We start from the raw sequence: 12,250 nt of genomic DNA, 5'->3' as shown, positions 1-12,250 counted from the left end.
CAACATCATCATTAGATATGAAGGAAAAAAGAAGGTAGATGATGCTTATTTTCCTGAAAAAATAATATTTACCAACTCAAAAGGTGAAGATATATTCAAACTGTGGATTAAGGAAATAAATATCAATAGCAATATAGATACTACAAAATTTGATTTAAAAAACCCTATGAATTTCCTAATCAAGGAAATTGAGAAATGAAAACAATTACGGTTAAATCTCCAGCAAAATTAAACCTTTGCCTTTATGTAAATTACAAGAGAGACGATGGATTTCATGACATTTCTTCCATAATGATACCTGTCAGTATATATGACATAATCGATTTTACACTGACAAAAAGCCCTAAAATTGAAGTAAATTGCACCTCAAGCAGCATTCCTCAAGGAAAAGAAAATCTTGCATATAAAGCAGCTGAAATACTGCAAAAAAATTACAATATTCCCGGGGGCGTTAATATCACAATTTATAAAGAGATTCCTGCTGGTGCAGGCCTTGGAGGCGGCAGCAGCGATGCCGCAATAACTTTGAAGATTTTAAACCGCCTTTGGAATATAAATCTGCCTTTATCGAAATTAATGGAAGAGGGAAAGAAGATTGGCGCTGATATTCCCTTTTTTATCAATGGAATGCCTGCTATAATAGGTGGAATAGGAGATGTTGTGGGCAATCTCAATATCAATTACGATTGTTACTTTTTGATTATCTATCCAGAAATTGTAGTAAGCACTAAAGACATCTATAATCAATTAAATTTAGGATTGACAAAAAGCAATAAAGATATTAAAGGATTTGTTTCGTTAATTAAAAGAGAAAGACCATCTCCAAAGTGGGAAAAATATTTACACAATGACTTAGAAATAGTGACTATCTCTAAACATAAAATAATTGGAGATATAAAGGTTTATTTAAAAGAATTAGGAGCAATTGCTTCTCTTATGGGAGGGAGTGGTTCATCTGTATTTGGATTGTTTGCCTCAGAAAGGGAAGCAGTTGAAGGATATATAAGGGCGAGGGCAAGATACAAAAAAGTTTATCTTGCGAAAGGTATTAACAACATTTTTAACAGGAGCCAGCAATGGAAATAACGGAAGTAAAAGTTTACCCTGTTGATGAGGAGAAGTTAAAAGCTTATGTAACAATTATTTTTGACAACTGTTTTATTGTCCGCGACCTAAAGGTTATCAACGGCAAAACAGGTTTATTTGTGGCAATGCCAAGCAGGAAGAAAAAGGATGGCACATTCAAAGACTTAGCCCATCCGCTCAACAGCGAAACAAGGCAGAAAATAGAACAAAAAATTCTTGAAGAATACAATAAAGAAATATTGAAGAAAGAGGTGCAATCAGTCCAACCTGATTAATGAAACCTCTCATAGCAGTGCTTTGACGAAAGGAATGACAAATTTTTCTTATTGGGGCGTCGTCAAGCGGTAAGACACAGGGTTTTGGTCCCTGGATGCGGAGGTTCGAATCCTCCCGCCCCAAAAATCAAAAATAAGGGATAAGTAAAAATGAACCAGGAAATCAAGGTATTTAGTGGCAATTCCAACAAGCCTCTTGCAGAGGAGATATGCAGTAATTTGAATATTCCTTTGGGAGATGCTTTTGTTGGTCGCTTCAGTGACGGTGAAATTCATGTTCAAATCAATGAGAATGTCAGAGGCAAGGATGTTTTTCTGATTCAGTCAGGTTCAGCACCGGTAAATAGAAACTTAATGGAGCTTCTTATAATGATAGATGCCCTAAAAAGAGCATCTGCCGGAAGAATAACAGCTGTTATACCTTATTTCTGCTATGCTCGACAGGACAGAAAAGTGCAGCCTCGAGTCCCAATTACATCGAAATTAGTTGCTGATTTGATAACAGCGGCAGGTGCAAATCGTCTTCTAACAATGGATCTGCATGCTGGACAAATTCAAGGTTTCTTTAACATCCCCGTAGACCATCTTTTTGCTGAACCGGTACTGATCGATTACCTTCAAAAGAAAAATTTTAGCTCTCTTGTCGTAATTTCACCTGATGCAGGCGGAGTTGAAAGGGCTCGGGCTATTGCAAAAAAGCTCAAATTATCGTTAGCGATAATTGACAAGAGACGGGACGCACCAAATGTAGCAAAAGTTATGAATATAATAGGAGATGTAAAAGACAAGGATGTAATCATAATCGATGATATAATTGATACAGCAGGGACCCTTATTCAGGCTGTTGACGCCTTGACAAAGAACGGAGCGGTTCGGGTTTTTGCTTCCTGCACGCATCCTGTATTGTCAGGGCCTGCAATTGAAAGAATAAGCAATTCAGAAGCGCTTGAAGAGGTTATAGTAACAAATACAATCGCTTTAAATGAAAATAAAAAGATTCCCAAAATAAAAGTACTTTCAGTAGCTAGCCTTTTGGCTAAAGCTATTAACAATATTCACACAGGACAATCAGTAAGTTCACTTTTTGTTTAAAGAGGATGTAAAATGCAGATTACAAGCTTGAAAGTATCAAAAAGAGAAAAATCAGGAAAAGAATTTTCTAAAAAACTCAGGAAAAAGGGAATAGTTCCTGCAATTGTATATGGCAACGGGATAAATATGCCTATTCAGCTCGAGAAAAGGGAAATCTCTCATATTTTAGCAAAAAATCCTTCAGGACATCCAATTGTAGAATTAGAAGTTGAAAACGAAGACTTCAACTCACATGTTATTCTCAAAGAAACACAAAGGGATCCTGTGACTGGTGACATTATTCATGCTGATTTTTTGAAAATAGATATGACCAAAAAGGTTACGATAACGGTCCCGATCAAGATTACAGGCAAGAGCAAAGGAGTGGCAGAAGAAGGAGGATTGCTCAATATTGTCCACAGAGAACTCGATATTGAGGCGCTGCCAAATGCAATTCCCGAGGCAATCACCGTCGATATATCAAACCTTGGTTTAAACGAGAGCATTCATGTTTCTGATATAGACCTTGGCAGTGATGTCAAAATTTTAGAAGATCCGGGAATAGCCATAGTTTCCGTAGTTTCTCCTAAAGCAGAAGCTAAACCGGCTGAAGAAGAACTTGCTGAAGAAGCTGCTGAAGAAGCTGTTGAAGGGAAAGTGGAAGAAGAAAAGAAAGAAGCTGAAGGCGAATCTTCTCCTGCTGAGGCAAAAGAAGAAGAAAAAACTGAGAAATGATTTGAAGTTTATATTACAATTTAAAAATGTAATTTGATTTGAAAATTGTTTGCGGTATAGGAAATCCTGGTTTGATTTACAAGCCAACTAGGCATAATATTGGTTGGCAGGTAATAGATTACCTTAAAAAAAAAATTGGATTCAACTTTCAACGGCATAAATTATCATATTGGGCTGAAGTTGAAATAGAAGGGAAGGATGCGGTTATTTTAAAACCGAGGACTTTTGTTAATTTAAGCGGAAATGCAGTAAAGTATTTTTTAGAAAAATATTCAGTAAATATTGATGATGTAATTGTCATACATGATGATTTAGACCTTTTACCTGGCAAGGTGAAAATAAAAAAAGGTGGAGGACATGGAGGACACAAAGGGATAAAGTCTATAATTGATGTATTAGGTGATAGCAATTTTTCAAGAATAAGAGTAGGAATTGGTAAGCCCTTTAATAAAGAAGATGTTGTTGAATATGTGCTTTCATCTCCCAACAAGGATGAAAAGGACAAAATAAGAGAAGCAATAGAAATAGCTGCTGAAGCAGTTGAATATATAATTGAAAATGGAGAAACTGCAGCAATGAATAAATTCAACAGTAGAAATAAGGAGGAAAATTAGAAAGTGAAAGTTTATGAAACAATTGTTATATTAAAACCTGCTGCTGATATGCAGGAAATAGAAAAAAAAGTAGAAGAAAAGATAGAAGATATGGTTAGACAAAAAGATGGCAAAATGCTCAATGTTGAAAAGTGGGGAATACGCAAACTGTCTTATCCCATAAAAAAGCTTGAAGAAGGCTATTACATCCTTTTCAACTATACAACAACACCAGAGAGCGTAAAAGAAATCGATCGATTTTTGAGAATTGAAGAAAATGTAATAAGATTCTTGACTGTCAAGATAAAAAAAGAAGCTTTAGAGAAACGGTTAAATAAGGAAGATTCGACAGTAAAGCCCGCAACAGCTGAAACACCTGTACAAAAGGAAGCTTAAGATGAGAGGGTATAATAAAGTCATTTTGGGCGGAAATCTTACAAAAGACCCGGAAATTCGCTATGCACCTTCCGGAGCAGCGGTTGCCGTTTTCCGTATAGCTATAAATCGTCAATATAAAACAAAGGAAGGTGAAAAAAAGGACGAGGTGCTTTTCATTGAAGTCAATGCCTGGAATAAACTTGCAGAATTGTGCAGTAATTATTTAAAAAAAGGCGCACCCATATTGGTTGATGGAAGGCTAAGAGAAAATAGATGGACAGACAACGATGGTAGAGAAAGGTCAAAGATGTTTATAGAAGCAAACGATATTGTTTTGCTTCCAAAAGGAGACAGGCAGTTTTCGTCTTTCGAGGGTGATGAAGCAATTGAAGCAACCGAATCGGAAGATGATGAAGTTCCATTTTAATTAAGAATACGGGAGATATGATGGTTAGAGTAAACAGAAAAAAGGCAAAAAGAAAAATAGTTCACCAGAAAAGATATTGCAATTTTTGCTCCAACAAAATTGAAATCGATTACAAAGATGTAAAGAAACTAAGAAATTTTTTGACAGAGAGAGGGAAAATTATACCGCGCAGGATTTCTGGAAATTGCGCAAAACACCAAAGAGAGCTTACAACAGCTATAAAAAGGGCAAGAATTTTGGCTCTTTTGCCATTCACTGTTGGAAGATAAAAAAAAGGAGTTTTAAAATGGAAGTATTGTTGAGAAAGGATGTCGATAAGTTAGGTAAAAAGGGCGAAATAGTAAAAGTAAAAAATGGCTATGGAAGAAATTTCCTTATTCCCAAAGGATTTGCCGTTTTAGCAACAAAAGGAAATTTAAAAATATTTGAAGAAGAGAAAAAAATAGAATTAAGAAGAGAAGAAAAGAAGAAAAAAGCTGCCGAAGAACTTGCTAAAAAGATCAAAAAAATATCTGTAACTATTGTAAGACACGCTGGAGAAGGCGATAAGCTGTACGGTTCAGTAACCAATGCGGATATAGCAGAAGCGCTAAACTCAGAAGGATTTGAAGTTGATAAAAAAGATGTTCTATTAGAAGAACCCATTAAGTCTTTAGGAGTTTACAGCATTCAGGTTAAACTCCATCCAGAAGTGACATCAGAAGTTAAAGTTTGGGTTGTAAAAGAAAAAGAAGAAGAATAATTCAACCTTTTTTGAAACTTTCAATGAAAAATAGCAATAAGGATGCTATAAGAGTCCCTCCTCACAGTGTTGATGCAGAAAAGTCCGTTTTAGGCGGAATCCTTCTTGATAATTACTCAATAAATATTTGTCTTGAAGTCATAAATGCAGATGATTTCTTTGTAAAATCCAACAAAATAATCTTTGAAACTATGGTTGAGCTTGACAAAATGGGTTCAGCCATCGATTTAGTAACATTAAAAGAACATCTCGATAAAAAAAAACAATTAGAGGCGGTAGGAGGAATCCTTTATCTTTCTTCTCTCCTTGAAGTTATTCCCACATCAGCAAATATTCTTCATTATGCAAAAATCGTCAAAGAAAAGTCGATGTTGCGCAAAATTCTCAGCTCATCAAAAGAACTTCTTGAGAAATGTTATTCGGAAAATGCGGATTCAACAGAACTTTTAATGGAAGCAGAAAGCCAAATATCAGAAATTGCCCAAGGCAGTATAAGCAAGGGACCTATGGGAATAGACAAAATAATACCTTCAAGCTTAAACATAATCGATGAATTTTACCATAATCGTGGAAAGATAACAGGAATCGAAACCGGTTTTGTTGACTTTGACGACAAAACGGCAGGGCTACATCCCTCTGATTTAATCGTCATAGCTGGAAGGCCCGGTATGGGTAAGACAGCATTTTCAATGAATATAGCCCAATATGCAGCCTGTGAAAAGGATGCAAAAGTGCTTGTATTTAGTCTTGAAATGTCAGCCGAACAACTTGCTATGAGAATGCTTTGCTCCGATGCTCGAGTTGATATTCATCGCCTTAGAACAGGATTTTTCGACCATAAAATGAAGGAACAAATAAACCGCCTTCAGAGATCAGCAGGACGACTCTCCAAGGCAAAAATTTTTATTGATGATACACCCGGTATCTCACTTCTTGAACTTCGGGCTAAAGCAAGGAGAATAAAAAGCATCTTTGGAGTAGATTTGATCATAATAGACTATCTCCAACTGATGCGCGGTGAAAGAAGGTATGAAAACCGTCAACAAGAAATTTCGGATATATCCCGTTCATTAAAAGAGCTCGCCAAAGAATTAAATGTTCCGGTTATAGCACTTTCTCAGTTGAATAGAGCGCCTGAAGGAAGAACAGACAAAAGGCCAATACTTGCCGACCTTAGAGAATCAGGAGCAATCGAACAGGATGCTGACCTCGTAGCTTTCATATACCGTGAAGATGTCAATGCAGAAACAGGCAGTGATCTTAATGTGGCGGAGATTATAATAAGAAAACAAAGAAATGGTCCTGTAGGTACTGTCAAATTAGCATTTCTCAATTACTGCACGCGCTTCGAAAATTTAAGTCAAAACGAATATACATAAAAAGTGTGCAGGAAAATGAAGAAAATAAGAAATCTCACTTGGGCAGAAATCAATCTCAATGCCCTTGAAAACAACCTCAAGGAAATAAAAAAACATCTCCCTTCCCAAAAATCTTTGCTCTGTGTAGTCAAAGCAAATGCATATGGACATGGCGCAGTTGAAGTATCCAGATGCCTTGAAAAAAATGGAATCAATCAATTTGCTGTTGCTTATTTAAAGGAGGGCATTGAATTAAGAGAAGCAGGTATTTCTTCAAAAATCATTGTTTTTGGAGGTTTACTTCGAGAAGAAATAAATTATGCCATAGAATATGATTTGACTCCTGTTATCTATTCAAAAGTGATGTGTAAAGAGATTAATTCTATAGCAGAAAAAAAGAATAAAAGAGCCTCCGCACACATCGAAATAGATACAGGAATGGGGCGTCTTGGAATTCTGCCGGAAGAAATAAATGACTTCCTTGATTTCTTAAAAGATTGCAAATACATCGAAGTTGAAGGGATAATGATGCATTTTGCCGAAGCTGATTCAGATGACGATAGCTACACTCTTCAACAATTATCTACCTTTGAGGAATGCAAGAAAAAGATAATCAATAGATGCATAAGTTCGAATTTTCATGCCGCAAACAGCGCTGCATTTCTGAAATATCCTGATTCCATATATTCATCTCCGAGAATTGGATTGATGCTCTACGGCTATAAGCCCTGTGAAGACAAAACTAAAAATCTACTTCTAAAACCTGTAATGACATTGAAAAGCAGAATTTTGCATATCAAGGAAGTCAAAGAAGGAAGCTTTATAAGCTATGGCCGCACTTATAGATGTTCAAGACGAACTAAAATTGCTACCATTGGCTGCGGTTATGCAGACGGATTAAATAGGAAATTATCCAATAATTTTGATGTGCTGGTAAATGGAAAATTTGCCCCTTTATTGGGAAGAATATGTATGGACCAAGCTATGATAGATATTACCGATATCGATGGTGCTAAAAGGGGTGATGAAGTTGTATTAATGGGAATTCAAAATAACAAATGTATTGGCGCTGATGATATAGCCAAAAAAGTGGGAACAATACCTTATGAAATCCTTTGTGCAATAGGGCAAAGAGTAGATAGAGTCTTTGTAAGAAGCTAACTCTTCTTCTTTCTACCCTCCTTAAAAATAGATTTCCAAAAAGCGAATAGTCCTTTTCGCTTCGGTATTTCTCTTTTTCGTGTTTCTGTAGAGATTCTAATAGTTTCTCCTGAAATTACTTTGACAAAATCCTTTGAAAGATATTCATTTGTAATATAGATGGCATTCTTTATGCTTTCTGCATTTGATTCTCCATGGCATATTACAACCAATCCATTTATTCCCAATAATGGAGAACCGCCATAATTTGAAACATTCAGTCTTTCAAGGACATCATTGACAGCTGTCTTTGAAAGAAAAGAAAATATTTTTGATTTTAGATTTTTGTTTCGGCTTTCTGAATAGAGGTCAATAAACATTGTAGCCCATGCCTCTATAGTCTTTAAAAATATGTTTCCTGAAAAGCCGTCTGTTACTGCTAAATCAATTCTCCCTTTAAGTACATCTTTCGGCTCAATGAATCCTATGAAATTTATCTCCTTTTCTGCAGAAATAAGTTCATAAGCTTCTTGTAAACTTCTGATCCCTTTTGTCCTTTCAGTACCGTTGCATAGAAGCCCTACAGAAGGATTATCGATTCCAATAAATCTTGAACAATAAATATGTCCCATAATTGCAAATTCTCGGAGCCATTGAGGTTTTGATTCCGCAGTTGCTCCGCAGTCCAAAAGATAACTAGTTCCTTTAGGTGTCGGTATGGGCGATGTTATTGCAGGACGAGAAATATTCTCCATTGTCCCTAAAATCTTATATGCTGCATACATTACAGCACCGGTGTTGCCTGCACTGATAAAGGCATCAGCTCTTTTTTCCTTTATCATCTGTATCCCCTTCTGGATAGACGATTCAGGTTTTGTATAAAATGATTCAGAAGGGATATCATTCATTTCTATGACTTCAGATGCATCTATAATTTCAAGTTTGGATGCTCTACTATCATTTGGCAGGAAGGATTGAATTTCGTCTCTTTTTCCTATTAGTGCTGTTTTTATGCCAAATTCAGCAAACGCCTTATATGCACCCTCTACCGCAACTTTGGGCGCAAAATCCCCTCCCATTGCATCCAATACAATCATAATCAACGCCTGCTGTCAAAAATAGCATTATGACGATGTTTCAATCTTGACCACTTCCTTCCCTTTATAATATCCGCAGTTTCTACAAACTCTATGGGGAAGTTTTGGTTCTTGACATTGAGGACAAAGAGTATATTGGGGCGCTTTCAGCGCATCATGACTTCTTCTCTTATCTCTTCTTGTCCTTGATGTTTTTCTGCTCGGTACAGCCATTGTTATTTTCTCCTTCTGTTTGTTAAAGATTCTTTTTCAGTTTCTCGAGAATAGCAAATCTTGGATCGATATAATTATCTTTACATCTACATTCCCTTTCATTTCGATTTTGTCCGCATTCAGGACATAAGCCCTTGCAATCTTCATTACAGAGAGGTTTTATTGGCAATGAAAGCGATACTTGTTCTAAGGCTATATCAACAAGATTTACAAATTCATCGTCAATAAAATATATTTCCTCTTCAAGGTCAATTTCTTTTTAAAAAAAAAAAAAAAGTTTATTTCTAATCGTGATATCAAATGATGATTTTAGTAAAAGAGAAAACTTTTCCAAACACCTGCAGCATTCACACTCAATTTTCACAGAGATATATCCCTGTGATTTTATTTTTTCCCCTTTTTTATAAATCTCACAAGAAAGAAAAATCGGTTCTTCGATTATGGCTGCATCATATGATTCTGTTAATTTCAGTGGTATATTTTCCTCAAATTTAAATCCATACTTAGGAATATCTCCAATATCTACCACATATTTTTTCAAAGTATCCATCATACTACTTCCTCTTCTTATTCTGCCTTTTCCCATTAGTTGAAAAGACATATTTAAGTACCTCATCCATAGATTCGACAAAAATATAGTTAAGCCCTTTCTTTATGGTTGAGGGTATTTCATAAAGGTCCTTTTCATTCTCTTTCGGCACTATTATAGTATCAATGCCAGCCCTTTTTGCAGCAAGAGATTTTTCTTTCAATCCTCCAATCGGTAAAACTCTGCCTCTCAAAGTAATCTCTCCTGTCATAGCAATATTGTTATTTACCGGCTTTTTGGTCAAAGCAGAGATAAGCGCTGTAGCCATAGTTATTCCTGCAGAAGGTCCATCCTTAGGAATGGCGCCAGCCGGTACATGAATATGTATATCGCTTTTTGCAAATATGGACTCATTGATTTTAAAGTCTTTTGCTTTATTTCGAGCATAACTAAGAGCGGCTTTTGCCGATTCCTGCATTACATCACCAAGCTGTCCAGTCAAAGTAAGCGCACCTTTCCCTTTCATCAATGTTGCCTCTATATGAATCAACTCACCTCCGCTTGGTGTCCAAGCAAGTCCTGTTGAAACTCCAATATCATTTTTCATCTTTTCCGATTCACGTAGATACTTTTGAACACCAAGATATTTGTGAAGGTTATCAACTGTAACCTTTTTCTTCTTCTTTTCTCCTGAGGCAACATCTTTTGCAACCTTTCTGCATATTTTGGCAATCTCGCGTTCTAAGTTTCTAAGTCCTGATTCTCTTGTATAACCGGTGATTATCTTTAAAACAGCAGAATCAGATATTTCAAAATATTTGTCTGTTATTCCATTTTCCTCCATCTGTCTTGGAATAAGGAATTTTCTCGCTATCTGAACCTTCTCCTCCTCCGTATATCCCGGAATCTCTATAATCTCCATTCTATCCTTAAGGGCAGGCGGAATAGGGTCTATAAGGTTTGCAGTAGTGATAAACATAACCTTTGAGAGATCAAAAGGCAGACCGAGATAATGGTCTGTAAAGCTGTCATTCTGTTCCGGATCAAGAACTTCAAGGAGTGCAGATGACGGATCGCCTCTAAAATCCATTCCCAACTTATCTATCTCATCCATCATAAAGACAGGATTGTTATACCCTGCCTGCTTTATTCCTTGAATGATTTTTCCGGGCATTGCACCTACATAAGTCCTTCTATGCCCCCTAATCTCAGCTTCATCTCTAACTCCGCCTAATGAAATTCTTATGAACTTTCTTCCCAAAGCTCGGGCAATCGATTTTCCAAGAGATGTCTTTCCAACGCCGGGAGGACCAACAAAACAGAGAATTGGCCCCTTCATCACCTTTTTCAGTTTACAGACTCCAAGATATTCGAGAATTCTTTCCTTAACCTTATCCAAATCATAATGGTCTTCATCCAAAACCTCTTTAGCTTTTTTGATATCAAGGTTATCCTTTGTGCTCTTACTCCAAGGCAGCTCCACAAGTGTTTCAAGATATGTCCTAACAACTCCTGCCTCTGCGGCATCAGGATGCATTCTTTCAAGCCGTTTGAGCTGTTTATTGGCTTCCTCTCGAACATCTTTGGGCATCTTTGCTTTTTTTATCTTTCTACGAAAATCTCTTATTTCTTCTCCTTTTTCATCAATTTCACCCAATTCCCGCTGAATTGCCTTTAATTGTTCCCTTAAAAAATATTCTCTCTGGGTTTTGTTCATTTCATCTTTTGCTTCGCTTTGTATTTTATGCTTCACCATTAGAACTTCCAATTCTTTTGCGAGAAAATCGCCCACTTTTTTCAATTTTTCTAATGGATCTGATGTTTCAAGTATATTCTGTGCTTCATCTACATTTATATTGAGATTGGAAACAACCAAATCTGCAAGTCTTCCCGGATCATCGAGATTATCTGCCACAACAAGGATATCCGGTGGTATACTTTGTCCAAGAGATATTACCTTCTGAAGTTGTTCCTTTATGCTTCTCATCAGGGCTTCAGCTTCAGGTGTTTTTACCTCTATAGCTTTATCTCTTATTAAATCGACCTTAACACTGAAATAAGGCGCTTTATGTATATAATCAACAATCTTGGCCTTTGCTAATCCTTGTATAAGAATTTTAACTCTGCCATCGGGAAGCTTTAACATTCTCATTATCATCCCAACTGTGCCTATTACATTTATGTCTTCTTCAGTGGGATTTTCGATGGCTCCGTCTTTTTGAGCGCTCAAAAAAATCATCCTATTATCCGAAGCAAGCGCCGCATCAATAGCCCTGATAGATTTTTCTCTTCCAACAAAAAGAGGAATAATCATAAAAGGGAAAACAACTATATCCCTTAAAGGAAGCAGTGGCAATTCCTCAGGTATTTTTGCATCTTCAACACTTAAAGCATCAAACATTTCCATAGATAAAACCTTTGATTAAATCATTCAATTGTTATCCTTTTAACAGCACCGCGTTTATTTTCAATTTTTCTAAAAATTATAGATAAAACTCCTTTCGAATAATAAGCCTTAACGGAATTGGTATCGCAAGGAACGGGTAGTTTTACAGTCCTTTTGAACCATCCAAATTTTCTTTCCATTCGCAAAAAACTTATATCTT

Annotated in this window: 18 protein-coding genes and 1 tRNA gene; 13 read left to right on the top strand and 6 right to left on the bottom strand. The window is 36.3% G+C overall.

The annotated features are described in order from the left end of the window. From D6734_12315 to alr, 13 genes are all read left to right on the top strand, one after another. Nucleotides 1–199: hypothetical protein (locus tag D6734_12315; protein RMF92439.1), on the top strand; the 199-nt coding region annotated here is incomplete at its 5' end. Then, nucleotides 196–1,086, top strand: a complete 891-nt coding sequence (locus tag D6734_12310) for a 4-(cytidine 5'-diphospho)-2-C-methyl-D-erythritol kinase (GenBank protein ID RMF92438.1) — start codon at nucleotides 196–198, stop codon at nucleotides 1,084–1,086. The genes D6734_12315 and D6734_12310, both read left to right, overlap by 4 nt. Then, entirely contained in the window at nucleotides 1,077–1,361 is a 285-nt protein-coding gene (gene spoVG / locus D6734_12305) for a septation regulator SpoVG (protein RMF92437.1), read from the top strand. Before D6734_12310 ends, spoVG begins: the two co-directional genes overlap by 10 nt. Before the next feature lie 52 nt (nucleotides 1,362–1,413). Continuing rightward, a tRNA-Gln gene (locus D6734_12300) sits at nucleotides 1,414–1,485 on the top strand. Nucleotides 1,486–1,511: 26 nt separating this feature from the next. After that, a complete protein-coding gene (locus D6734_12295; GenBank protein ID RMF92436.1) occupies nucleotides 1,512–2,453 on the top strand; it encodes a ribose-phosphate pyrophosphokinase in 942 nt (313 codons plus the stop codon). Between the two features lie 12 nt (nucleotides 2,454–2,465). Further along, entirely contained in the window at nucleotides 2,466–3,167 is a 702-nt protein-coding gene (locus D6734_12290; GenBank protein RMF92435.1) for a 50S ribosomal protein L25, read from the top strand. A gap of 38 nt (nucleotides 3,168–3,205) precedes the next feature. Continuing rightward, nucleotides 3,206–3,781: an aminoacyl-tRNA hydrolase gene (locus tag D6734_12285; GenBank protein RMF92434.1), complete on the top strand. Its 576-nt coding sequence runs from the start codon at nucleotides 3,206–3,208 to the stop codon at nucleotides 3,779–3,781. A 3-nt stretch (nucleotides 3,782–3,784) separates the two neighbouring features. Next, complete coding sequence (gene rpsF / locus D6734_12280; GenBank protein RMF92433.1) at nucleotides 3,785–4,156, top strand: 30S ribosomal protein S6; 372 nt, start codon at nucleotides 3,785–3,787, stop codon at nucleotides 4,154–4,156. A gap of 1 nt (nucleotide 4,157) precedes the next feature. After that, nucleotides 4,158–4,565 carry a single-stranded DNA-binding protein gene (gene ssb / locus D6734_12275; protein RMF92432.1) on the top strand — a complete coding sequence of 136 codons (408 nt, stop codon included), beginning with the start codon at nucleotides 4,158–4,160 and terminating at the stop codon, nucleotides 4,563–4,565. 20 nt (nucleotides 4,566–4,585) lie between these two features. Further along, nucleotides 4,586–4,834: a 30S ribosomal protein S18 gene (gene rpsR, locus D6734_12270; GenBank protein RMF92431.1), complete on the top strand. Its 249-nt coding sequence runs from the start codon at nucleotides 4,586–4,588 to the stop codon at nucleotides 4,832–4,834. A 17-nt stretch (nucleotides 4,835–4,851) separates the two neighbouring features. Beyond that, nucleotides 4,852–5,307, top strand: a complete 456-nt coding sequence (locus tag D6734_12265) for a 50S ribosomal protein L9 (GenBank protein ID RMF92430.1) — start codon at nucleotides 4,852–4,854, stop codon at nucleotides 5,305–5,307. 23 nt (nucleotides 5,308–5,330) lie between these two features. Next, a complete protein-coding gene (dnaB, locus tag D6734_12260) occupies nucleotides 5,331–6,686 on the top strand; it encodes a replicative DNA helicase (protein ID RMF92441.1) in 1,356 nt (451 codons plus the stop codon). Nucleotides 6,687–6,701: 15 nt separating this feature from the next. Continuing rightward, the gene (gene alr, locus D6734_12255) at nucleotides 6,702–7,826 is read left to right on the top strand and encodes an alanine racemase (GenBank protein ID RMF92429.1); all 1,125 of its coding nucleotides are present in this window, start codon (nucleotides 6,702–6,704) and stop codon (nucleotides 7,824–7,826) included. On the opposite strand, the gene plsX is transcribed toward alr, so the two are convergent. The 6 genes from plsX to D6734_12225 all read right to left on the bottom strand — a co-directional run. After that, nucleotides 7,823–8,902 (bottom strand): phosphate acyltransferase PlsX, encoded by a 1,080-nt coding sequence (gene plsX, locus D6734_12250; protein ID RMF92428.1) that lies wholly within the window; start codon nucleotides 8,900–8,902, stop codon nucleotides 7,823–7,825. The two genes, alr and plsX, sit on opposite strands and share 4 nt — an antisense overlap. Nucleotides 8,903–8,929: 27 nt before the next feature. Continuing rightward, a complete protein-coding gene (locus D6734_12245; protein ID RMF92427.1) occupies nucleotides 8,930–9,115 on the bottom strand; it encodes a 50S ribosomal protein L32 in 186 nt (61 codons plus the stop codon). A gap of 22 nt (nucleotides 9,116–9,137) precedes the next feature. Next, nucleotides 9,138–9,368 carry a DUF177 domain-containing protein gene (locus D6734_12240; GenBank protein RMF92426.1) on the bottom strand — a complete coding sequence of 77 codons (231 nt, stop codon included), beginning with the start codon at nucleotides 9,366–9,368 and terminating at the stop codon, nucleotides 9,138–9,140. 6 nt (nucleotides 9,369–9,374) lie between these two features. Then, complete coding sequence (locus tag D6734_12235; GenBank protein ID RMF92425.1) at nucleotides 9,375–9,668, bottom strand: hypothetical protein; 294 nt, start codon at nucleotides 9,666–9,668, stop codon at nucleotides 9,375–9,377. A 1-nt stretch (nucleotide 9,669) separates the two neighbouring features. Then, nucleotides 9,670–12,045, bottom strand: a complete 2,376-nt coding sequence (lon, locus tag D6734_12230) for an endopeptidase La (GenBank protein RMF92440.1) — start codon at nucleotides 12,043–12,045, stop codon at nucleotides 9,670–9,672. A gap of 26 nt (nucleotides 12,046–12,071) precedes the next feature. Further along, on the bottom strand, nucleotides 12,072–12,250 hold a 179-nt coding region (locus tag D6734_12225), incomplete at its 5' end, for an Hsp20/alpha crystallin family protein (protein RMF92424.1).

It is taken from the genome of Candidatus Schekmanbacteria bacterium (assembly GCA_003695725.1).
Taxonomy (GTDB): Bacteria; Schekmanbacteria; GWA2-38-11; order GWA2-38-11; family J061; genus J061.
The sequence above is the reverse complement of the archived record's forward strand: the minus strand, read 5'-3'. Positions and strand labels throughout refer to the sequence as shown.